The organism is Polaribacter sp. BAL334 (assembly GCF_015767435.1).
Lineage (GTDB): Bacteria > Bacteroidota > Bacteroidia > Flavobacteriales > Flavobacteriaceae > Polaribacter.
The window spans coordinates 61,336-82,760 of record NZ_JADWOV010000245.1; the positions used below are offsets into that span (position 1 = coordinate 61,336).

The window sequence follows — 21,425 nt, forward strand, 5'->3', positions numbered from 1 at the left end:
TTTATGAAACTTCAAACCAATGTTCAGTTAAAAAAACAACCTGAAAACCCAATCAATTACCAATCGAAAATAGTTTTGTTGGGTTCTTGTTTTTCTGAAAATATAGGAGCAAAATTTGATTTTTATAAATTTCAAGTGCTTCAAAATCCATTTGGAATTTTATTTCATCCAACAGCGATTGAGAAATTTATCCATCAAGTTGTTACTAAAAAAGTGTTTACAGTCAACGATGTTTTCTTTGAAAATGAACGTTGGCATAGCTTTGACGCACATTCTAGTTTGAGTTCTTCAAACAAAGAAACGCTTTTATCCAACCTAAATTCAGGAATTGAATCAACCAATTTGATGCTCAAAAATGCCACTCATTGCATCATTACTTTTGGTACTTCTTGGATATATCGTTTTTCTGAAACTGATGAAATTGTCGCCAATTGTCATAAAATTCCACAAAAGAAATTTACCAAAGAATTACTTTCCGTAAACGAAATTTCAGAAAGTGTTGAAAATATCATCTCTTCTCTGATAGCTATAAATCCTGAAATTACGGTCATTTTCACAGTTTCACCTGTGAGACATTTGAAAGATGGTTTTGTGGAAAATACCCAAAGCAAAGCGCATTTGATTGCAGCAATTCATGCCATTTCAAAAAATAAAAATGTTTTGTATTTTCCTTCGTTTGAAATCATGATGGACGAATTGCGCGATTATCGTTTTTATGGTGAAGACATGATTCATCCCAATCAAATTGCGATTCAATATATTTGGGAGAAATTCATAACTACTTGGTTTTCTGAGGAAACCATTCCAATAATGAATGACATAGAAAGCATTCAAAAAGGATTGTTGCACAAACCTTTCCATGAAAATTCAGAAAAACATCAAATATTTGTAAATAATTTGAAACAGCAAATTGCCCAAATTCAATTGAAATTTCCGTTTATAGAGTTTTAGTTTTTAGGTTTTGATTTTTTTTGAATCCTTTTAGAAATGAAATTAATTCATAAAGTTTACTCATTTATAACACAAAAAAATATCAATATTCGACCCCTATTGGGGTCGTCGTTGACAACCCAAAACCATTTGTTATAAATATGTAATCCCTAATGGGATTAAAAAAATTTATTGGTGATTAAGATGAATCCATAGGATTCAAACAATTATAGCAAATAAATATTCAGAAGGCAAAATGAATCCATAGGATTCAAATATTTATAAAAAAACGTAAAATACACCAAAATTTTTAAAAACCATCTGTAGTAAATATATAATCCCTAATAGGAATATTCAAAGGAAGATTAATTATTTTTACAAAAAAAATTATGCCTAATACCTATTCACAACTATATGTGCAAATTGTTTTTGCTGTAAAAGGAAGAGAAAATTTGATTCAATTGTCTTGGGAGGACGAATTATATAAATACATAACAGGTATTATTCAAAATAAAGGTCAAAAACTATTGGCTATAAATGGAATGCCAAACCATATCCATATTTTAATTGGTTTTAAACCCGATTGCAATATTTCAGATTTAGTTAGAGAAATCAAAAAATCCTCACATTCTTTCATAAATGAAAAGAAATTCTGTAAATCAAAATTTTATTGGCAAGAAGGTTTTGGTGCATTTTCATATAATCATTCAATGCTAAATAGAATTATATCATATATCAACAATCAAAAAAAACATCATAAAACAAAAACTTTCAGAGAGGAATACCTAGAAATCCTTCAAAAATTTAATGTTGAATTTAATCAAGCCTATTTATTTGAGTTTAATGAATAGAGAACAATTTGAAGTTATACATCATTAATGCTATTTAGCGATTATGCTATTACACCATAATAATAGTTTAATTATTAGAAATAGTATAAAAATCAAAAAAACAATTATTGCGTTTTTGAAAAATAGTAAAATGTCCTTGATTGATATTACTCCTTAAAATTTTATAAACCCTTGCAGAAAAAAAATACGACAAATTGCGTATTTGAAAACTTGCTGATTTTTTTCTTTCTTTACTGCAAAAATCAGGCATGATTAAAAATATATTTTACCCAACATCGCAAACTATTTTTATTTGGTTGAGCACCATTTACTTGTTTTTCTTATTGTATTTGGGAAAAATCAGTCCGTTAAGCATTCTTTTTGTCTATTTTTTGGAGACCATAATTATCGGAATTTTCAATGCTTTGAAAATGTTTTGCACTATCAAATTAGGCAATTCTAGTGGCTATGGAATGATTGTTTTTTTCTTATTTCATTATGGTTTTTTTGTTGCGATTCAATCCATTTTTGGGTTTGCAATGTTTAGTATTGGTGATGATGTTGTTTTTAAAGAACCTTTTCATTTGATTGATAATTACTCAAAAATTCTACAATTAGCCGACATTAAATATGCACTTCCAGCAATTGTTTTCACACACCTTGGAAAGTTTTTTACTGATTTTATTGCCAATAAAAAATACTTAAAATTTGGTATCAAAGAAATGATGGTTTCACCTTATGTGCGAATTATTATTCAGCAATTTGTAGTCATTTTATCGTTCTTTTTTATCATTTTTTCAGAAACTGGAATGGTTGCAGCCATCCTTTTAATCCTATTCCGATTTGGGATTGATTTGACATTGGAAGCCATTAAAGAAGATTCCAAAACCTTGGATTTTGTTGCCGAAAAACTAAGCAATGAAAAAACATCCAAAGAAACCATCAAAAAACAACTTATCAATTTTACGGAATAAAAAATCTACGACAAATGTCGTATGTACTGAAAATCAATATTTTATTATATTTGAACAGTAATTTTTATCTCATGGAAATTGAAAAACCACTTGTTGAATGGCAGTATTCAAAAGAAGAATGGAACGAATTTGTTGACATTGAAAAAGCCAATAAATTGGAAGATAATATCTATTTTGGAGTTGCCATTCTGATTATTGTTCCTTTTGGATTGATGTTTTACAGAAATACCAATTATTTGTTTTCGCTTTTATTTTCAATGCCTTTTGCGTTTTTAATTCCGTTTTTGCGAATGAAATTTGGTTATAAACATTTACAGAAAAACGTTTTACATCCTCATGTTTCCATTTTTAATGAGTATATGATGATTAATTATCACAAAATTGAAGTTGCTTCCAAAAAGAGAAGAATCAAAAGTTTGAAAATTATTGATGCAAAAAATCAAAAAAAATTACTGGAAGTTGATATTCAATGGGCTACCAGAAAGGGACCTACCAATGACGAGTTCCGAATTTTAATTCCCGAAAATAAACTAGCAGAAGCAGAAAAACTTATCGAAGATTTTTACAAATCAGACAATTGATTGAAAATAAGGCAGATGACGTATTTCAAAAAAAGGAAATACTTTGGACTTTTGAGGTCTTATGAAACGATTAATAACTGAAAGAGAATAAGTAGTATTTAGAAATTAACGGAGTGTGTAGCCCCCAATACACACTTCGATTTCTATTTAAATTTTTTTTTATTTAATCAATGTATTGTAAAATGGAATCATTCCTATATTTTTTAAGCTTTTTCTTGTTAATTTTTAGTATTTGGACATTTGTAAATGTTCAGAAATATCAACATGCAATTTCCCGAAAAAATACATTTTTAGAAATTGAAATTGAAAAAGAAAGAAAAAATGAAGTTGGATTGACTTCTGTTTCTGAAAAAATCAATGATTTAGAAAAAAATACTCAGCATCAATTTTTGAAAATTCGAGTTGCCATTGTAAATCTAGATTTTACATTGCAAGAAATTTTATAAATTTAAGCACTTATTTTTCACATATGAAACAAAACAGATTGCGTAATATTTTATTTAGGATTTTTTGTGTTGTTTCATTTGCGAATTTTGCGCAGCAAAAACAAATTGATGCTTTAAAAGAGCAACTTAAAAATCCTTCCATTTCAGATTCTCTAAAAATAAAGTATTGGGGCGATTTGGGTTGGTATTATTCTGGATTTTCCTCAGATTCTGCTTTTAAATATAACAAACTTGCTTTAGCACTTTCAAAAAAAACGAACAATTTGGGAGGAATTTCGCAAGCTTATAACGATTTGGGAATCATTCATTATCGTTTGTCGCAATTTGATTCTTCATTGGTTTATTATAGAAAATCATTAACTATCAGAAAAAAAATCAATGATAACGTTGGAATTGCAAGTTTGTATAATAAGATGGGGATTGCTCACAATCAATTATTTCAATTAGATTCTGCCATTCACTACGCTTATGAATCTTTAAAAATTTATGAAAAATTAGGTCAAAAAAGATTTGTAGCAGCCAATTTAAACAACATTGCAAACCTTTATAAAGACACCAAACAATTCCAAAAGGCATTTGAAAAACATCAAGAAGCACTAAAAATTAGAACTTCGCTAAACGATGAAAAAGGAATTTTAGAGTCGTTTGTAGGGATTGGAAATGTGCATATTTCCCTCAAAAATATTGATAGCGCCAAAGTGTATTATGAAAAAAGCTTAGGAATAGCTACAAAATTGAATGCTATCAATGAATTATCCACGATTTACAACAACTTAGGAACACTTTATAAAAGCGAAAACGACTTTGCAAAATCATTCGCAAACTTCAAAAAATCTTTGCAAATTCGGCAACAATTGCAAGACAATTATGGTATTGCAAGCACCTTATTAAGCTTGAGTGATTTGCAAATGAAACAAAAAAACTATGTGGAATCAGAAAGGTATTTGCATCAAGGATTGTCCATTTCAAAAACCATCAAAGCCAATGAATTGCAACAAGATGCTTACAAACAATTCATGGAGTTGAAAGCCTATTTGAAACAACCTGATAGTGTGAGTTTTTACAAAGAAAAATTCATAGAAATGCAAGAATTGTTGATTAATAATAAAGTAATTCAACAACTTTCTGAACTGGAAACCAAATACCAAACTGCGCAAAAAGAGGCTGAAATTGCAGCGCAAAAAGAAATCGTTTTAACGCAAGAATTGGCATTGAAAAACAAAAGTTTGTATGCAACCATTGTCACTTTTGCATTCCTATTTTTAGGATTGTTGTTTTTTGCAAACTACAAGAAAAATCAGTTTAAGCGCAAACAATTGCAAAAAGAAATGGACTTGAAAGACGCGCTTGCTACCATCAAAACTCAAAACAGATTGCAAGAACAACGTCTACGAATTTCAAGAGATTTACACGATAATATTGGAGCGCAACTCACTTTTATCATTTCGTCTTTGGACAATTTGAAATACCTTTCCAAAGATGCCAATAGTTCATTGAAAGAGAAATTAACAACGATTAGTTCGTTTACTTCTGATACCATTTTTCAATTGCGCGACACCATTTGGGCAATGAATAAAGCCGAAATTTCTATGGAAGATTTGCACACAAGAGTGTTGTCTTTTGTACAAAAAGCCAAAAATGCCGTTCCAGAAACAGCGTTTGACATCAATTATGATATTGACACGAACATTGGATTTTCGTCCTTGGTGGGCATCAATATTTTTAGAGTGATTCAAGAAGCGATTAACAATGCCATCAAATATGCTGACGCTACAAAAATCACGATTCATTTGTTTCAAAATGAAGACAATTTCACGGTTTCTGTTATAGATGATGGAAAAGGATTTGACCTGAAAGAAGTCGCTTTGGGAAATGGTTTGGCAAATATGGAACAGCGAATTTCCGAAATAAATGGGTCTATTTCAATTGATTCAATTCCGGAAAAAGGAACAAAAATCATCATTCAAGTTCCCTTAAAAAATTAAAATTTTTTGTATGATTTTGAAAATTTGCATTGCCGAAGACAATTATTTCTTGATGAAAACCATCAAAGAAAAGCTTTCTTTTTTTGAGGATATTTCGATAAAATTTACAGGGAATAATGGCGCAGAATTGATTGGGAAATTGGAGGAAAATCACAATATCGATGTTATTTTGATGGATATTCAAATGCCTGTGATGGATGGAATCAAGGCAACAGAATTGATCAAAAATAAATATCCACATATAAAAATCATTATGTTGACTGTTTCTGATGACGATGAGGATGTTTTCAAATCGATAAAAGCAGGTGCAAATGGCTATTTATTGAAAGAAATTGAAGCCGAAAATTTACATCATTGTATTTTAGAAGTAACAGCAGGTGGTGCCCCAATGACACCAAGTATTGCCTTAAAAACCTTGAATTTATTGAGAAATCCAGCGTTTGTTTTCTCAAAACAAGAGGAATTAGAAGAAATTCAATTGACAAACAGAGAAACAGACATTTTACTTCAATTGAGCAAAGGACTGAATTATAAAGAAATTTCGGAAAATTTGATTATTTCTCCTTCCACTGTTCGAAAACATATTGAAAATATCTACAAAAAACTGCAAGTCCATAGTAAAATGGAAGCAGTGATGTTAGCTCAAAAAAGGAATTTGATTTAGAAAAAATTACGAATTGGATATACTTAAATTTTAAAACTAATTTGCCACGAATTCACTAATTTTTATTACTATGAATTCAATAAATTCAAATTTTCATCAAAGATGAAAACAATTGTTGAGTGTCATTATTTAAAATTCGTGAATTCGTGGCAAAAAAGAATTTATGATGTAATTGAGTAAAATATCGCACTCAATACAGTACTATTTTAATTCTCTATCCACATTTTGCCAAGGACCACCATTGATAACATCTACACCATGTTGCTGCAAAAACTGAGTTGCTTGTCCACTTCTTGCGCCACTTCTACACACAGCAATGATTGGTTTTTTCCAAGATTTGATTTCGTCAATTTTTACGGGAACCAAGTTTAAAACAATGTGTTTTGCACCTTTGCTATGCCCTTCATTCCACTCTTCTTGTGTTCTTACATCCAAAATGACAGCGCCATTTTCTAAATACTCTTTAATATCTGCACTCATATCTTTTCTTTTAAACATGTCAAAAAAACCCATGTTGTATCTGTTTTTATTGTTGGCACAAAATTAAACCATTTTCAATCAATTTTGTGTAACTTTTATTACTTTTCAAATCATGCAATGCTTTTAAAATTTCATTTTGAATGGCATACTCTTTTTTGATGGCTATTTCATAGATTTCTAACAACAACAACCAATCCTTAGAAAATTTCGATTGTAGTTCATTAAAAATGAGGATTACTTTTTCTTCAGATACCAAATTTTTAGTTCGCATTTCACGCACTTGATGATACAAATTATACAATTCTCGTTCAGTAGCTGAATAGTTGATTTTATGCGTTTTTGTGTTTGACACTTTGCTCATATCATCAAATGAATTTACATCTGCAGCACCTGCATAGGCTGAAATCACTTCTTTTCCAATTGCCATGTCATAAATTCCCCATGCTGGTTGGAACAAAATTTCGTCTTTGAAAGTTACTGTACAATCATCCAAGGTGATTAATAGAATTTTTCCGCGCAAATCTCTAGTTCCAGTAATTGCTTTTCCTTTGACAACCACACCACTTTCAAACTCTAAGGTCATGAATTCTCCTTCGTAAATTCCGTATGCTTTCAAATCTCTTGGACTCATGTCTTCAATCGGTAAATTAATTCCTTTCAATTTTCCAACAGGGCTTCCAAAACCATTTGCATGATGGGATTTTCCATGACCAATCAACTCTTTATCTCTGTTTGACAACGCAGTTTCGCCCGAAGTTTGAAAATACGCAACTTTGTTATTTTTATCTTGAATTACGTTCGTAAAAACACCCGAAATTTGAATTCCTGTAGTCAATTCAATCGTTCCTAAACTCTTGGAATCTATCAATTTTTGAATCCCTTTGATTCCTCCAGTTCTTAATGCCATTGTGTTTGCAAATTCATCCAACACCAAGCTTAAATAGGCAAAATCAGGTGTTACAAACAATTGAGGTTGGGGTTTTGTGATGTCGAAATTTAGGTTTGCAGCATCTAAAGAATAGGACACTTTTTTCACTGTATCTTGCATACACCAAGCACTTTCACCAATAGATGACAACAATCCTGCACCATAAATTTTTGGATTTTCTAAGTTTCCAATCAACCCATATTCCACTGTCCACCAATGCAAATTTCTGATTTGAGCCATTTCCGATAATTCACCCATATTTTCTTGCAACCATTCTACTCTTGTTTGAGCAGCTTCAATGTCACTTTCACTTGAATTTGGGTCTTCTTTCAAAATAGACAATAATCTAATGGCTTCATACATTTCATAATCTTTGGCTGATGAAATGGCTTTGCTCCCAATCTCTCCAAATCGTCTTAAATATTCAGCATATTCAGGATTGGCAATGATGGGTGCATGACCTGCAGCTTCATGAATAATATCTGGTGCAGGCGTATATTCTATGTGATTTATCGTTCGCATATCAGAAGCAATCACCAAAACATTATACGCTTGAAATTCCATAAAAGCATTTGGCGGAATAAATCCGTCTACAGAAACTGCAGCCCAACCAATCTCTTTCAAAATCCGATTCATGCCTTCCATGTGCGGAATATTTTCGATAGAAATCCCCGTTTTTTCCAATCCCGCTAAATAAGAAGTATGCGCCACTTTGCTCAAATAATCCACATTTATTCGCATCACATAACGCCAAACAGCCTGATTTTGAGGTGTATATTCCTCATAAGGTTGTTTCACAATAAATTTGTGCAAATGTTTTGGTAGTTTTTTGGTGACTTCATTGAGTTCAAAATGGGATTCCATTGTATATTTCATAAAAATTACTTGGTAAAATTACGAATTTTGTAAATCATTCTTCAAAAAATACCTGTTAAAACTTAATGAACACTCTTTTAAATAAAATTTATTATATTTAGTTTTTTCAATATAATGGCTAAAGAAGGATTTGTTGCGCACATTTTTGATAGTATAAAAAGCGATAAAAGAAATCGTAGTTCTACTTACGAAAAAATCAAAAATTTTAAAAAAGGAAACAATATTCAAGTTTTTTTTAAGAAAAAAGCAACCGAAAGTCAACTCACCAGAATCAGAGAAAAAATTCAAGAGGAAAATAAAAAAGCGTTGCAAAAAAATATAATTCTAATTACAATTCTGATTTTACTACTCATCTACGTTATCGGTTTCGTAAAATTTTAAAAAAACCTTTGAAAACTTTCGTAATTTTACTCAATAATTTTTCAAAATGAACAAGAAAGTAATTTTAATGATTTTGGATGGTTGGGGAATCACTCAAGACCCAAAAGTATCTGCAATTTACAATGCAAAAACACCATTTATCAACTCATTATATGACAAATATCCAAATGCGGAATTGAGAACTGATGGAGAACATGTTGGTTTGCCAGAAGGTCAAATGGGAAATTCGGAAGTGGGTCACATGAATTTAGGCGCAGGAAGAATTGTGTATCAAAATCTGGCAAGAATCAACAAAGCTGTTAGAGAAAAAACGTTGGGAGAAGAAAAAGTATTGATTGACACCTTCACTTTTGCCAAAGAAAATAACAAAAATGTACATTTATTAGGATTGGTTTCTGATGGCGGAATTCATTCACACATCAATCATTTAAAAGGATTGTTGGATGTTGCTAAAGAAAACAATGTTGAAAATGTCTTTTTGCACGCTTTTACTGATGGACGTGATTGCGACCCAAAATCGGGCGCATTTTTTATCAATGAAATGCAAGAATACATGCAAAAAACTACAGGAGAATTAGCCACAGTGACAGGTCGTTATTATGCTATGGATAGAGATAATAGATGGGAACGTGTTCAAAAAGCGTACGATTGTGTTGTCAATGCCATTGGAACAAAAACGACAGATGCTGTTGCATCCATCAAACAAAATTATGCCAATAATATTACCGATGAATTTTTAGAACCCATCATCATTACTGATGAAAATGGCGTTCCAAAAACTAGCATCAAAGAGGGAGATGTCGTTATTTTCTTCAATTATAGAACTGATAGAGGAAGAGAATTGACGAATGCTTTGAGTCAGCAAGATTTTCCTGAATTTGGTATGAAAAAGCTGAATTTATATTTCACTACAATGACGTTGTATGATGATACATTTACAGGAATCAACGTGATTTATAACAATGATAATTTGAAAAATACCTTGGGTGAAGTGTTGTCAAATGCTGGAAAAAAACAAATCAGAATTGCTGAAACTGAAAAATATCCACACGTAACTTTCTTTTTTTCTGGAGGACAAGAAACCCCTTTTGAAGGAGAAAAAAGAATTCTTAGAAATTCTCCAAAAGTAGCAACCTATGATTTGAAACCCGAAATGAGCGCGTATGAATTGCGTGATGCTTTGTGTGAAGATTTAAAAACGGGTGAAGCTGATTTTGTGTGTTTAAACTTTGCCAATGGAGATATGGTTGGTCATACTGGAATTATGGAAGCTGCCATTAAAGCCTGTGAAGCTGTAGATATTTGCGCCAAAGATGTGATTGAAACTGGTTTGGCAAATGGCTATTCAACCTTGCTGATTGCCGATCATGGAAATTGCGAAACCATGATGAATCCTGATGGTTCGCCTCACACTTCTCACACTACAAATCCTGTTCCTTTTATTGTAATTGACAACGAAATCAAATCAGTAAAAAGTGGTGTTTTGGGAGATATTGCTCCTACAATTTTAGATTTGATGGGCGTGAAACAACCCGCAGAAATGACTCAAAAATCCTTGTTATCTTGATGAAAAAAAGTTTTCTTTTAGGATGTGTTGTTTGTTTCTTTGGATGTTCAACCAACAAGCCAACTATTGATAAAAAATCAACAGTTGTAACTCCTGTAATTGAAAAAAAAGAGATTATTACAAGAATTCCTTTTGAAACTATTGTAACTTCAAAAAAAGATGCTGATGGTTATTTGGTAGGCATTTCCAATAGATTTGATTTTCAGGATAGTGCTTACAAAGAATGGTTTGATAGTAGGTATCAAGAATATACCACTGACCAACAAGTGGTTAGTGAAATTTCAAAACACATTCACAAACTAACCATCAAAGCATTTATGGGAACTTGGTGCGAAGATAGTCAAAGAGAAATGCCAAAATTTTATAAGATTTTAGACCAAACAAAATTTGATGAAAATTACTTTCAACTAATTTGTGTTGACAGAACAAAAAAGCATGAAAACCTTGAAAAAGACTTGAATATCTTCAGAGTTCCAACAATTATTTTTTATAAAAACGGCAAAGAAATTGGACGATATGTTGAATATCCAAGAGAAACTATTGAAAAAGATATCTTAAAAATTGTTTCTGAGCAGCCTTATAAACATTCCTACGAAAAAGATTAACACTACCATTTATCAATAAATATAGTAACTTTGCACTTTATTTTTTGAAAATGATTGTAGTTAAAACCAAAGAAGAAATTGAAATCATGCGCGAAAGTGCATTAGTCGTTTCTAGAACTTTAGGAATGTTAGCCAAAGAAGTCAAACCAGGTGTTTCCACTTTATTTTTAGACAAATTGGCTGAAGAATTCATCAGAGAACAAGGTGCAATTCCAGGCTTTTTGGGTTTGTATGATTTTCCAAATACACTTTGCATGAGTCCAAATTCGCAAGTAGTTCACGGAATTCCCAACAAAGAACCTTTGAAAGAAGGAGATATTATTTCTATAGATTGTGGTGCCATCAAAAACGGATTTTATGGTGATCATGCATACACCTTTGCTGTAGGTGAAATTGATGCTGAAACTCAAAAATTATTAGAAATTACCAAACAAAGTTTATACGTTGGAATCAAAGAATTCAAAGCTGGAAACAGAGTGGGTGATGTTGGTTTTGCGATTCAGAATTTTACTGAAAAACATGGTTATGGCGTTGTAAGAGAATTGGTTGGACATGGTTTAGGACGTAAAATGCATGAAGATCCTGAAATGCCCAATTATGGCAAAAAAGGTGTTGGAAAAAAATTTATAGAAGGCATGACTGTGGCCATTGAACCTATGACAAATATGGGAACTCACAGAATAAAACAGCACAAAGATGGCTGGACAATCACTACTTTAGACAACAAACCTTCTGCGCATTTTGAACACAATGTGGCTATTGTAAACGGAAAACCTCAACTTCTTTCCACATTTGATTTCATTTATGCAGCCTTAGGAATTGCCTCCAATGAAGAAGACGAATTCAGAAAAAAAGACTAAAATACAATCAAAATGAATATTCTAGAAATCCCACAAAAAGAAATTGTAAAAGGCTATAAAGGCAGATTTGTGCACATGGAAACTTTTACCCTTGCTTTTTGGGAAGTGGAAGCAGGTGCAGAAATTCCAATTCATTCGCATATTCATGAACAAACCACTCAAGTTATTGAAGGTGAATTTGAAATGACGCTTGATGGTGTAACTAAAATCTACAAACCAGGAATGTTAGTTACCATTCCTTCTTTTGTAAAACACGGAGGAAAAGCAATTACTGCTTGTAAATTGTCAGATGTTTTTTGTCCTGTTAGGGAAGATTATAAATGATGTTTTTTAGACACAAATTTCACGAATTTCAAAAAAAAATAGTTTGGTCTTTTGACTAATTTGAAAGGATTATAAATGTTTTTTTAGACACAAATTTCACTAATTTCACAAAAATGAAATATGGATTCTTTACTATATAAGCAGGAAAGTTATAGCATTATTGGAGCTTGTATGGAAGTTTATAATGAATTAGGAAAAGGTTTTTCAGAAAATATTTATGGTGATGCTTTAGAAATTGAATTGATAAATACTGGTATTCCTTACAAAAGAGAGGTTAAATTTCATATTACTTATAAAGGAGATGTATTACCTCATTTTTACGTTGCTGATTTTATAATTGACAATAAAATAGTTTTAGAGATTAAAGCAATAGAAATGCTAACTAAAAGTCATGTAAAACAAACACTCAATTATTTAGCTGCTACAAAATTAAAATTAGGCATTTTAGTGAATTTTGGAGAAGATAGTTTAACCCACAAACGCATAGTTTTGTGAAATTAGTGAAATTCGTGTCTATCTTTAAAAATTAAAAAAATACTTTAATCAATAATCTTTTATTTTTGTGTAATTCGTGTCTATATTCAAATCCATTTTAAACACCGTCCCAAGACCATGGCTCATCAAAATGAGTTATTTGGTGCGTCCAATGATTGCTTTTTATTTGAAAGGAAATAAATTTACGGATCCAATTGACGGAAAAAGTTTTCGAAAATTTTTACCTTACGGTTATGGAAAACAGCGTGAAAATGCCCTTTCACCATCCACTTTATCCTTAGAAAGACACAGATTAATGTGGCTTTATTTACAGAATGAAACCGATTTTTTTTCATCTGACAAAAAATTGAAAACTTTGCACATTGCTCCTGAACAATGTTTTTTAACGTTGTTTAAAAAACAACAAAATTTAGAGTATATCACTTCAGATTTAGAATCGCCCATTGCAGATGTAAAAGCGGATATTTGCAATCTTCCTTTTGAAGACAATTCGTTTGATGTCATTTTTTGTAATCATGTTTTAGAGCACATTCCTGATGATACAAAAGCAATGCAAGAATTGTTTCGAGTGCTAAAAAAAGGCGGTTTTGGCATTTTTCAAATTCCTCAAGATATTTCAAGAGAAAAAACTTTTGAAGACAATTCAATTACCGATAAAAAAGAACGTTCCAGAATTTTTGGGCAATATGATCATGTCAGAATTTATGGAAAAGATTATTTTGACAAACTCCGTTCTGTTGGATTTTCTGTTCAAGAAATTGACTACACAAAAAAAATCGCTCCAGAAAAAGTGGAACGATTTTGCTTGATGAAAGGCGAAATATTGCCTGTTTGTTTTAAGTAAGAAGTTATTTTTGAGAGTATTTCTCAATAAAATCAGTCATTTTCTCTAGCTTTTCATTTCCAAGAATAATCAAATCATCCCTTTTCAATTGATAAGCTCCCGTATTTAATTTTACGATTTTTGATTTTCCATTATAGGAATCCGTTTGATTTTCAGCCTCAATCAACCCTCCTTTTTGGTCTATCCAATAATTCTGACCGTCTTTAATTGCTTGAGCATTGTCATTGTGAAAAGCTCCAATAAAATCAAAATCTGATTTTGTTCTTGAAAAACGACCATCAATGGAGTGCAAAAATCCTTCTAAATTATACCCTTCTTTTGCATAGATTGGATGAATTCCTCCTCCTAAATGGCCTCCAAAATAATACCACTCTTTTCCGATTTTTACCTCTCCATCATCATTAAATTTATCAATAAAATCAGCTTTTTTAAGATTTTTCAACACGATTTCTTTATCAGAAATTTTTAAGATTTTTCTTTCAATTAAATCAAATACGAAAGCTTCATTTGCGTTATTTGGGTAAGTAACCAATTTCCCATTGGCTCTTGGAAACATCACAACTCCATAATTTGTGGAAAGCATGTTAAAATCTGAAACATTGGGAATTAAAAACCCTGAGTTGTCTGTAGAATTGTAACAATATAATTTGGTTGGATTTTCAATCGCGTTTTTGAGAATAAAAAAGCCATCAAAACTAACTACATCTTTATATTCGTCCGCCTCAATCAGAATTTTTCCAACATCATTGATGAGTCCAAAAAAATCTTTTTTCTTAAATAAGGCAATATTATTTGAATTGAAATTATAAATCGTATCCACTTTTATTGAGAGCAGCTCTGCTTTCTTTATCCAAATGGCTTTTAAAGAATCTATTTTTCTATATTCTTTCTCTTTTCGGATTTTTTCTTCTTCTATTCTTTTTTTCTCAATTTGTATTTTTTCTAAGAATTCGTTTATATCAACAGAAAGTGTCAACATTTCAGTATATTCTTCACTTTTTTTATTTTTGACCAAATTAAAATAATACCCGGAATATTTTTTGGCTTCTTCATAAATTTTTAGCTCATAATATATGAAGGTTCCAAGTCTTGCAACTTCTGGAGTGTTGATAGAATCCATATATTTCATGGCCTTTTCAAAATGATTTTTGGCAATTTCTACATCAAAATTATTCAGACTTTCGTTGGCTCTTTTTATATAAACCCCAGCAATTTCTATATTTGATTGCGCATTTGATTGCAGAAAACTAAGAAGGCATAAAAGGAAAATTAACTTTTTCATGATGATTATTTTTTTAATTTTTAGCAATTTATAAAAAATGTAAAACAACTAAAATCAAAATTATTTAATTTTTAGTAAATGTATCAAAAACTTGCACATTTTTAGCATCATCACTATAAATGAGAATTACTTTGACATGCGTATTCTTTTCTAAAAATAGTTTGGCTTCTTCAAAACCCATAGCCATAAAAGCAGTAGCATACGCATCAGCATCTGCACAATCTGATTTTACAAATACAGAAGCACTTAACAAATTACTTTCTGTTGCCAAACCCGTTTTTGGATTGATGGTATGAACATACTTTTTTCCGTCATCAGTTACTCTAAATTTCCTGTAATTTCCTGAAGTTGCCATTGAAATATCAGCAAGTTTTAAAATTGTAAATCCATTTTCATCTTGAGCATTTGATGGATTTACGATTTGAATTACCCAAGGTTTGTTGTCTTTTTTGGTGCCTTTGGTTCTGATTTCTCCACCAATTTCAATCAAATAATTATCCATTTTTTTTGAATCAAAAAAACGGGCTACAATATCAATGGCAAAACCTTTCGCAATGGAATTGAAATCCAAGTAAACAGCAGGATTATCCTTGATGATTTTTCTATTTTGTAGCGATATTTTTTCGAAACCAACGGATGTCATTAGTTGATTGACAATAGAATCTGAAAGATTTACGTGACTTTTTTCAGGACCAAATCCATAAGCATTGACCAAATTCCCAACAGTGGGATCAAAAAAACCATCAGTCTCTTGATGAATTCTTTTTGATTTTTCAAAAACTTCTACAAAAAAATCATCCACTACAATTGAGGTATCTCCATCATTTATTTTACTAATATCCGAAGTTGGAATATAGGTTGATAATGATTGATTAAACGCTAAAAATAAACTGTCAAGTGATTTTTGATAGTTTTTTGATGCATTTAAATAGGTAATTCTGTATGTTGTGCCAAAAACTTCCCCTTGTAAAACGAAGTCTTGTTTTTCAACTTTTGAATTACAGCCTGAAAAAAATGCTAAAAAAACAATAATTATGATAGTAATTTTTGATTTCATGAAAAAGACGATATTTACAACAAAAATAGTGTTTAAAATTTTCATAAAATAAAGAATAAACACCTATTTATAGCGAGTTTTTGTTAAATTTGCATACTGAATTTAATATGTAAATCATGAAAAAAATCATTATCGTATTCGTAACTGCTATTCTTGTTAGCTCTTGCGTAACAAAAAAAGAATTTGTTGAATTGCAAGCTAAACATGACAAAGCTCAAACTGAGTTGGTTGATGTAAAAGCAAATTTACAAAAGTGTTTGATTGAAAAAGAAAAAGAAGATTCAAAAATGTTTGCTTTGACTGAGCAAGTAAAATATCTTCAAGAAGATAAAAAAACGGCTTTAAAACAAGTTGAAAACTTGACTGTTTTAACGCAATCTTCTTCAGATAATATTAAAAATGTAATTTCTCAATTGAGTGAAAAAGACAAATATATCAATGGAATCAGAAAAGCAATGACTGCAAAAGATTCTTTGAATTTAGCGATTAAATATCACTTAACTAAGAATTTAACGGATGGAATTCAAGACAAAGACATTGAAGTAAACGTTGAAAAAACGGTGGTAATGATTTCTATTTCTGACAAATTTTTATTCAAAAGTGGAAGCTACAACATTTCTGAAACTGCTTACACTGTGTTAGAAAAAATCGCCAAAGTAATCAATGATCAACCTAAAATGGAAGTGATGATTGAAGGTCATACTGATTCAACGCCAATGAAAAAAGATTTGATTCAAGACAACTGGGATTTATCAGTATTGAGAGCTACTTCAATCACAAGAATTTTACAAACAAAATATAGCGTAAAACCTGAGAGATTAATTGCTGCTGGAAGAAGTGAATACATTCCATTAGCGCCAAATGATACCGCTGAAAACAAAGCTAAAAACAGAAGAACAAAAATTATTATCATGCCTAAATTAGACCAATTTTTCAGTCTATTAGAGCAAGATGGAAAATAATTTTTAATCCATTTTACCTTAAAAAACCATCTGAAATTCAGATGGTTTTTTTATGGAATTGATTTTATCAAAATTAAATTAAAAATTATGCTGTTAAAAAAGTAAAAATAGTTACATTTATTTTTGAATAATACCTTCAAAATCAATTTAATTTATATGCAAAAAGGTCGTGTTGAAGCTTTTAGTGACGGGGTTTTAGCCATTATCATTACCATTATGGTATTGGAAATTAAAGTGCCTCATGGAGACAACTTTACTGATTTGATTCCATTAATTCCCGTAATTTTAAGTTATGTATTGAGCTTTATTTATATCGGAATTTACTGGAACAATCATCATCATATGATGCAAACTGTAAAAACCGTCAAAGGCACTATTCTTTGGGCGAATCTTCACTTGCTTTTTTGGCTTTCCTTAATACCTTTTGTGACAAGTTGGATGGGCGAACATCATTTTAGTTCAAAACCTATGGCACTGTACGGTTTTGTATTACTGATGGCAGCAATGGCTTATTTTATGTTGCAAAACGAAATTATCAAAAGTCAAGGAGAAAATTCTATTTTAGCGAAAGCTGTAGGAAAAGATTTTAAAGGAAAAATATCTCCGATTTTATATTTAATTGGAATTGGTCTTAGTTTTGTTCATTCTTGGTTGGGAGGTGCCATCTTTATTTTAGTCGCTTTTATTTGGCTTATTCCTGACAAAAGAATAGAAAAAAGTTTGTAAAAAGACTAGCCTTTTATCATTCCAAAACCTTCACAAAATCCTCAAAAGCCACATAGTAAGGTTGGTCTTTAAAAACCGGATTTTCAACACTTTCTGCATTGGCAATTCCAACACCAGCAAACCAAACTTTGGCATTTTGTTGTTTGGCATGTGAAACAAAAGTTTCCATCCAAAACACATCATATTCATTGGGATTTTGCAAATTATTAGTCGCTTTTACCAACACAAAAATGGTGGGTTCACCTTTTTTGAACAATACAAACTGTGGATGTCTTTTCAATTGACTATTGATTGCTTGAAATTCATAGCCCATTTCCACCAATTTTTCTCCCACAATATTCATTGCCAAATTATGCAATTCTTGCTGCGTTAAAATCTGCATTGCTATTTCTTATTTCGTTTGTTGTAGTTCTTATCCCCTCTTGTTTTGGGTTTTTTATATTTTTTGGCAATTTCTCTGCGATATGAACCACCTAAATTTACTTTGCTGTTTTTCTCACTTTTCTCGTGAAAAGCTTCCCCAGGAACATATTCAATGCCTGTTCTGTTTTTGGATTGTTCATGCTCTTCTTTTGGACGCTCATCTTCCGTTAACATTTCTGAAATGGCAACTTCTTGTGGAAGTTGAAGCAAGGGAATCTTGTAATCCATCAAGGTTTCAATTGCCTCTTTGAATTTTTGTTCTTTTTCTGTGGACAATAAAATGGAATTTCCTTGTTTTTCAGCACGTCCTGTTCTACCAATTCTGTGCATGTAATTTTCCGGAAAATCGGGCGTATCAAAGTTGATGACATGACTCACATTGTCAAAATCCAACCCACGTGCCATCACATCTGTAGCCAATAAAATTCGGTTGAAACCTTCATCAAATTGCCTAATAGAACGAATTCTATAATTCTGTGTTTTATTGGAGTGAATCACACAAGATTCGTTTCCAAAAACAGGCTCTAAATGTTTGAATAACAAATCTGCGGTTCGTTTATAGGCAACAAAAATTAGTACTTTATGAAAGGTAGTTTTGTCTTTTAATAGATGATGTAATAAATTTACTTTGGTGAAAAAATTAGGAACATGATACGAAACTTGCGATATGTTTTCCAATGGTGTTCCACTCACAGCAATGGAAATCTTCTCAGGATTTTTGAAAAAATCATCTATTAAAAACGAAACATCTTCCGTCATTGTTGCGGAAAATAAAATGTTTTGTCTTTTTTCTGGTAGCAAATCAAAAATATTCATCAATTGAAATCGGAAACCCAAATCTAACATCACATCCACCTCGTCAATCACCAATTTTTGAATGGTTTTTAGTTTCAATACATTGCTCAACGCCAAATCATACAAACGCCCTGGAGTTGCCACAATAATATCTTGACCTAGCGCAATTCCTTGTTTTTGAGTATTGATATTGACACCTCCATAAACCCCTAAAACACGTATATTGAGATATTTAGCTAATTTTTCAACATCTTCTACTACTTGAAGTACCAATTCACGAGTGGGCACCAAAATCAACACTCTAGGATGTTGCGTTTTTAAAAAATTCAAATCTCTTAAAATCGGTAATAGATAGGCAATTGTTTTCCCAGTTCCAGTTTGTGCAATTCCAACCACATCTTTTCCTGATCTGATAATGGGAAATGCTTCCTGTTGAATGGGTGTGGGCGTTTTAAATCCTACATCGTCAATGGCATATTGCAATTGGTTGGAAAGGTCGAAATCTGCAAAAGTCATGGTTCCTATTTTTTGCAAAGATACGTTTTTAAAATATGGGTTTCAATAGTATTCTACATTGGTTTTTAGTAGTTTTGCTGATGAAAATTAATTGAAAAAATGATTACGGATACACATACTCACCTCTATTCAGAACAGTTTGACGAAGACCAAAAAGCGATGATGCTACGTGCAAAAAATGCGGGTGTTTCTCGTTTTTTTATTCCAGCAATTGACTCAACCTATACTAAAAGAATGTTTCAACTAGAGAAAGATTTTCCTAAAGATGTTTTTTTGATGATGGGTTTGCATCCAACGTATGTCAATGAAAATTATTTGGAAGAATTGGCGCATGTAAAAAATTGGATTCACAAAAGACACTTTTATGCCATTGGCGAAATTGGGATTGATTTGTATTGGGACAACACTTTTTTAACCCAGCAACAAGAAGCTTTTAAAACGCAAATTCAGTGGGCAAAAGAAAAGAAATGGCCTATTATCATTCATTGTAGAGAAGCTTTTGACGAAATTTTTGAAGTATTAGAATCTGAAAAAAGCGAAGATTTATTTGGGATTTTTCATTGTTTTACAGGAACAAAAGAACAAGCTGAAAAAGCAATTTCCTATAATATGAAATTGGGAATTGGTGGTGTTGTTACGTTTAAAAATGGTAAAATTGATCAATTTTTACATGAAATAGATGTAAAACATATTGTTTTAGAAACAGATTCCCCGTATTTAGCGCCCATTCCCTACAGAGGAAAAAGAAATGAAAGTGCCTATATTACACACGTTATTGATAAATTAGCCACCATTTATGGACTTCCTTTTGATGAAATTGCGGCAATAACCACACAAAATTCTAAGGATATTTTTGGCATTTAAATGACAAACGAAACTGCTTTTTTAGAAACTCCTATTGGAACCGCAAAAATTGTTGGTGATGAAAATGGCATTCAATCTGTGACTTTTTTGGATGAAAAAATACCAACTTCCATCGAAATTGCCCCTTGTTTGCAAGAGTGTGTTTCGCAATTAACCGACTATTTTGAAGGAAAAAGAACCGAATTTGAGTTGACACTCCATCCAAAAGGAACTTATTTTCAAGGGAAAGTATGGAAATCTTTATTGCAAATTCCTTTCGGAAAAACGACTTCTTATTTGGAACAAAGTACGCTTTTAGGTGACCCAAAAGCCATCAGAGCTGTAGCTTCCGCCAATGGAAAAAACCCAATTTTAATCATCATTCCTTGTCACAGAGTGATTGGTTCTGATGGTTCATTCACTGGTTTTTCAGCAGGAATTTGGCGTAAAAAATGGTTATTAGCGCACGAAAATCCTGTAAAACAGGAAACACTTTTTTAAGCTGAAAAACGGGAATGAAAGGAAGAAATGTGTATGCGTTTTAGATTGAATAACCAAAGGGCAGATTTGCGATCCGCGCCAATCCTAAATACCAATCTATACATAAATCACATTCACTATAATCCTGTGAAACAAAAAAGAGATAGGGCAAGATGATTATTAGGTAAGGATTGCAAAAAATAGGGTTGTGAGTAAGGATTGCAAATGCTCGCAAACGGCTATTGAAAAAATTACACAACACATCTCTCATTTGACAGGAAATGACATTGAAAAAAGTTACCTATAAAAAGTAAGGTTTTTTTATAAAATTTGATAAATTTAAAAAATTTTATAAAATACAATCTTTACTATATAAGCATTTAAAAAATGAGACTTTAATTTTATTTTTGTAGTACATGAAATTTAAATTAAAAATTAATAAAAACGGGAAGTTAGCTATACTATTCTCAGCAATATTATCACTATTTGCTGTAATTACCAATAATATGGCTACTTCAAATTTTAACTTATTTTTGATTTTTCCAAGTTGGCTATTAGTATTTAATTTTCT

General features: G+C 31.3%; 24 protein-coding genes. 18 read left to right on the plus strand and 6 right to left on the minus strand.

Annotated elements, in window-relative coordinates; all coding sequences use genetic code 11:
• Positions 1-3: 3 nt before the first annotated feature.
• From IU405_RS03670 to IU405_RS03700, 7 genes are all read left to right on the plus strand, one after another.
• Complete coding sequence (locus IU405_RS03670) at positions 4-951, plus strand: GSCFA domain-containing protein (protein WP_197437254.1); 948 nt, start codon at positions 4-6, stop codon at positions 949-951.
• 368 nt (positions 952-1,319) lie between these two features.
• Entirely contained in the window at positions 1,320-1,781 is a 462-nt protein-coding gene (gene tnpA, locus IU405_RS03675; protein WP_197437255.1) for an IS200/IS605 family transposase, read from the plus strand.
• Positions 1,782-2,029: 248 nt separating this feature from the next.
• Positions 2,030-2,734 carry a DUF6498-containing protein gene (locus IU405_RS03680; RefSeq protein WP_197437256.1) on the plus strand — a complete coding sequence of 235 codons (705 nt, stop codon included), beginning with the start codon at positions 2,030-2,032 and terminating at the stop codon, positions 2,732-2,734.
• A gap of 71 nt (positions 2,735-2,805) precedes the next feature.
• Positions 2,806-3,315: a hypothetical protein gene (locus IU405_RS03685; RefSeq protein WP_197437257.1), complete on the plus strand. Its 510-nt coding sequence runs from the start codon at positions 2,806-2,808 to the stop codon at positions 3,313-3,315.
• Between the two features lie 182 nt (positions 3,316-3,497).
• Positions 3,498-3,761, plus strand: a complete 264-nt coding sequence (locus tag IU405_RS03690; RefSeq protein WP_197437258.1) for a hypothetical protein — start codon at positions 3,498-3,500, stop codon at positions 3,759-3,761.
• 23 nt (positions 3,762-3,784) lie between these two features.
• Positions 3,785-5,746, plus strand: coding sequence for a sensor histidine kinase (locus IU405_RS03695; protein WP_197437259.1), 1,962 nt, complete (start codon positions 3,785-3,787; stop codon positions 5,744-5,746).
• 10 nt (positions 5,747-5,756) lie between these two features.
• Positions 5,757-6,410 carry a response regulator gene (locus IU405_RS03700; protein WP_197437260.1) on the plus strand — a complete coding sequence of 218 codons (654 nt, stop codon included), beginning with the start codon at positions 5,757-5,759 and terminating at the stop codon, positions 6,408-6,410.
• A gap of 201 nt (positions 6,411-6,611) precedes the next feature.
• Here IU405_RS03700 and IU405_RS03705 read toward each other — a convergent pair whose 3' ends face one another.
• Both IU405_RS03705 and IU405_RS03710 read right to left on the minus strand, forming a co-directional pair.
• Entirely contained in the window at positions 6,612-6,890 is a 279-nt protein-coding gene (locus tag IU405_RS03705; RefSeq protein ID WP_197437261.1) for a rhodanese-like domain-containing protein, read from the minus strand.
• Positions 6,891-6,936: 46 nt separating this feature from the next.
• Positions 6,937-8,682: an aromatic amino acid hydroxylase gene (locus IU405_RS03710; protein ID WP_197437337.1), complete on the minus strand. Its 1,746-nt coding sequence runs from the start codon at positions 8,680-8,682 to the stop codon at positions 6,937-6,939.
• Positions 8,683-8,808: 126 nt separating this feature from the next.
• Between IU405_RS03710 and IU405_RS03715 the strand changes: the two genes are divergently transcribed.
• The 7 genes from IU405_RS03715 (at position 8,809) to IU405_RS03745 (ending at position 13,770) form a co-directional block, all read left to right on the plus strand.
• On the plus strand, positions 8,809-9,075 hold the full coding sequence (locus IU405_RS03715) for a hypothetical protein (protein WP_197437262.1): 267 nt from the start codon (positions 8,809-8,811) through the stop codon (positions 9,073-9,075).
• Between the two features lie 46 nt (positions 9,076-9,121).
• Complete coding sequence (gene gpmI, locus IU405_RS03720) at positions 9,122-10,642, plus strand: 2,3-bisphosphoglycerate-independent phosphoglycerate mutase (protein WP_197437263.1); 1,521 nt, start codon at positions 9,122-9,124, stop codon at positions 10,640-10,642.
• Positions 10,642-11,247: a thioredoxin family protein gene (locus tag IU405_RS03725; protein ID WP_197437264.1), complete on the plus strand. Its 606-nt coding sequence runs from the start codon at positions 10,642-10,644 to the stop codon at positions 11,245-11,247. The genes gpmI and IU405_RS03725 overlap by 1 nt, the downstream gene beginning before the upstream one ends.
• A gap of 50 nt (positions 11,248-11,297) precedes the next feature.
• Positions 11,298-12,107, plus strand: a complete 810-nt coding sequence (gene map / locus IU405_RS03730; RefSeq protein ID WP_197437265.1) for a type I methionyl aminopeptidase — start codon at positions 11,298-11,300, stop codon at positions 12,105-12,107.
• Between the two features lie 12 nt (positions 12,108-12,119).
• Positions 12,120-12,431 carry a cupin domain-containing protein gene (locus IU405_RS03735; RefSeq protein WP_231749515.1) on the plus strand — a complete coding sequence of 104 codons (312 nt, stop codon included), beginning with the start codon at positions 12,120-12,122 and terminating at the stop codon, positions 12,429-12,431.
• 120 nt (positions 12,432-12,551) lie between these two features.
• Positions 12,552-12,926: a GxxExxY protein gene (locus tag IU405_RS03740; protein ID WP_197437266.1), complete on the plus strand. Its 375-nt coding sequence runs from the start codon at positions 12,552-12,554 to the stop codon at positions 12,924-12,926.
• 130 nt (positions 12,927-13,056) lie between these two features.
• Positions 13,057-13,770, plus strand: coding sequence for a class I SAM-dependent methyltransferase (locus IU405_RS03745; RefSeq protein ID WP_197437339.1), 714 nt, complete (start codon positions 13,057-13,059; stop codon positions 13,768-13,770).
• 4 nt (positions 13,771-13,774) lie between these two features.
• On the opposite strand, the gene IU405_RS03750 is transcribed toward IU405_RS03745, so the two are convergent.
• Positions 13,775-15,052, minus strand: a complete 1,278-nt coding sequence (locus IU405_RS03750) for a hypothetical protein (protein ID WP_197437267.1) — start codon at positions 15,050-15,052, stop codon at positions 13,775-13,777.
• Between the two features lie 64 nt (positions 15,053-15,116).
• Positions 15,117-16,109 (minus strand): FAD:protein FMN transferase, encoded by a 993-nt coding sequence (locus IU405_RS03755; RefSeq protein ID WP_197437268.1) that lies wholly within the window; start codon positions 16,107-16,109, stop codon positions 15,117-15,119.
• Between the two features lie 116 nt (positions 16,110-16,225).
• Between IU405_RS03755 and IU405_RS03760 the strand changes: the two genes are divergently transcribed.
• Positions 16,226-17,071 (plus strand): flagellar motor protein MotB, encoded by an 846-nt coding sequence (locus IU405_RS03760; protein WP_197437269.1) that lies wholly within the window; start codon positions 16,226-16,228, stop codon positions 17,069-17,071.
• 156 nt (positions 17,072-17,227) lie between these two features.
• A complete protein-coding gene (locus IU405_RS03765) occupies positions 17,228-17,797 on the plus strand; it encodes a TMEM175 family protein (protein ID WP_197437270.1) in 570 nt (189 codons plus the stop codon).
• A gap of 16 nt (positions 17,798-17,813) precedes the next feature.
• Here IU405_RS03765 and IU405_RS03770 read toward each other — a convergent pair whose 3' ends face one another.
• Together IU405_RS03770 and IU405_RS03775 are read right to left on the minus strand one after the other, a co-directional pair.
• On the minus strand, positions 17,814-18,179 hold the full coding sequence (locus tag IU405_RS03770; protein WP_197437271.1) for a Na(+)-translocating NADH-quinone reductase subunit F: 366 nt from the start codon (positions 18,177-18,179) through the stop codon (positions 17,814-17,816).
• Between the two features lie 2 nt (positions 18,180-18,181).
• Positions 18,182-19,531 carry a DEAD/DEAH box helicase gene (locus IU405_RS03775; RefSeq protein WP_197437340.1) on the minus strand — a complete coding sequence of 450 codons (1,350 nt, stop codon included), beginning with the start codon at positions 19,529-19,531 and terminating at the stop codon, positions 18,182-18,184.
• A gap of 99 nt (positions 19,532-19,630) precedes the next feature.
• On the opposite strand from IU405_RS03775, the gene IU405_RS03780 reads away from it, so the two are divergent.
• A complete protein-coding gene (locus IU405_RS03780) occupies positions 19,631-20,395 on the plus strand; it encodes a TatD family hydrolase (RefSeq protein WP_197437272.1) in 765 nt (254 codons plus the stop codon).
• Positions 20,396-20,875, plus strand: a complete 480-nt coding sequence (locus IU405_RS03785) for a methylated-DNA--[protein]-cysteine S-methyltransferase (RefSeq protein ID WP_197437273.1) — start codon at positions 20,396-20,398, stop codon at positions 20,873-20,875.
• Positions 20,876-21,425: the final 550 nt, after the last annotated feature.

What these genes read in the sequence shown, in the direction of transcription:
- IU405_RS03670 (WP_197437254.1), top strand. Translation starts at nt 4, where the DNA reads ATGAAACTTCAAACCAATGTTCAGTTAAAAAAACAACCTGAAAACCCA.
- tnpA (WP_197437255.1), top strand. Translation starts at nt 1,320, where the DNA reads ATGCCTAATACCTATTCACAACTATATGTGCAAATTGTTTTTGCTGTA.
- IU405_RS03680 (WP_197437256.1), top strand. Translation starts at nt 2,030, where the DNA reads ATGATTAAAAATATATTTTACCCAACATCGCAAACTATTTTTATTTGG.
- IU405_RS03685 (WP_197437257.1), top strand. Translation starts at nt 2,806, where the DNA reads ATGGAAATTGAAAAACCACTTGTTGAATGGCAGTATTCAAAAGAAGAA.
- IU405_RS03690 (WP_197437258.1), top strand. Translation starts at nt 3,498, where the DNA reads ATGGAATCATTCCTATATTTTTTAAGCTTTTTCTTGTTAATTTTTAGT.
- IU405_RS03695 (WP_197437259.1), top strand. Translation starts at nt 3,785, where the DNA reads ATGAAACAAAACAGATTGCGTAATATTTTATTTAGGATTTTTTGTGTT.
- IU405_RS03700 (WP_197437260.1), top strand. Translation starts at nt 5,757, where the DNA reads ATGATTTTGAAAATTTGCATTGCCGAAGACAATTATTTCTTGATGAAA.
- IU405_RS03705 (WP_197437261.1), bottom strand. Translation starts at nt 6,890, where the DNA reads ATGAGTGCAGATATTAAAGAGTATTTAGAAAATGGCGCTGTCATTTTG.
- IU405_RS03710 (WP_197437337.1), bottom strand. Translation starts at nt 8,682, where the DNA reads ATGGAATCCCATTTTGAACTCAATGAAGTCACCAAAAAACTACCAAAA.
- IU405_RS03715 (WP_197437262.1), top strand. Translation starts at nt 8,809, where the DNA reads ATGGCTAAAGAAGGATTTGTTGCGCACATTTTTGATAGTATAAAAAGC.
- gpmI (WP_197437263.1), top strand. Translation starts at nt 9,122, where the DNA reads ATGAACAAGAAAGTAATTTTAATGATTTTGGATGGTTGGGGAATCACT.
- IU405_RS03725 (WP_197437264.1), top strand. Translation starts at nt 10,642, where the DNA reads ATGAAAAAAAGTTTTCTTTTAGGATGTGTTGTTTGTTTCTTTGGATGT.
- map (WP_197437265.1), top strand. Translation starts at nt 11,298, where the DNA reads ATGATTGTAGTTAAAACCAAAGAAGAAATTGAAATCATGCGCGAAAGT.
- IU405_RS03735 (WP_231749515.1), top strand. Translation starts at nt 12,120, where the DNA reads ATGAATATTCTAGAAATCCCACAAAAAGAAATTGTAAAAGGCTATAAA.
- IU405_RS03740 (WP_197437266.1), top strand. Translation starts at nt 12,552, where the DNA reads ATGGATTCTTTACTATATAAGCAGGAAAGTTATAGCATTATTGGAGCT.
- IU405_RS03745 (WP_197437339.1), top strand. Translation starts at nt 13,057, where the DNA reads ATGAGTTATTTGGTGCGTCCAATGATTGCTTTTTATTTGAAAGGAAAT.
- IU405_RS03750 (WP_197437267.1), bottom strand. Translation starts at nt 15,052, where the DNA reads ATGAAAAAGTTAATTTTCCTTTTATGCCTTCTTAGTTTTCTGCAATCA.
- IU405_RS03755 (WP_197437268.1), bottom strand. Translation starts at nt 16,109, where the DNA reads ATGAAATCAAAAATTACTATCATAATTATTGTTTTTTTAGCATTTTTT.
- IU405_RS03760 (WP_197437269.1), top strand. Translation starts at nt 16,226, where the DNA reads ATGAAAAAAATCATTATCGTATTCGTAACTGCTATTCTTGTTAGCTCT.
- IU405_RS03765 (WP_197437270.1), top strand. Translation starts at nt 17,228, where the DNA reads ATGCAAAAAGGTCGTGTTGAAGCTTTTAGTGACGGGGTTTTAGCCATT.
- IU405_RS03770 (WP_197437271.1), bottom strand. Translation starts at nt 18,179, where the DNA reads ATGCAGATTTTAACGCAGCAAGAATTGCATAATTTGGCAATGAATATT.
- IU405_RS03775 (WP_197437340.1), bottom strand. Translation starts at nt 19,531, where the DNA reads ATGACTTTTGCAGATTTCGACCTTTCCAACCAATTGCAATATGCCATT.
- IU405_RS03780 (WP_197437272.1), top strand. Translation starts at nt 19,631, where the DNA reads ATGATTACGGATACACATACTCACCTCTATTCAGAACAGTTTGACGAA.
- IU405_RS03785 (WP_197437273.1), top strand. Translation starts at nt 20,396, where the DNA reads ATGACAAACGAAACTGCTTTTTTAGAAACTCCTATTGGAACCGCAAAA.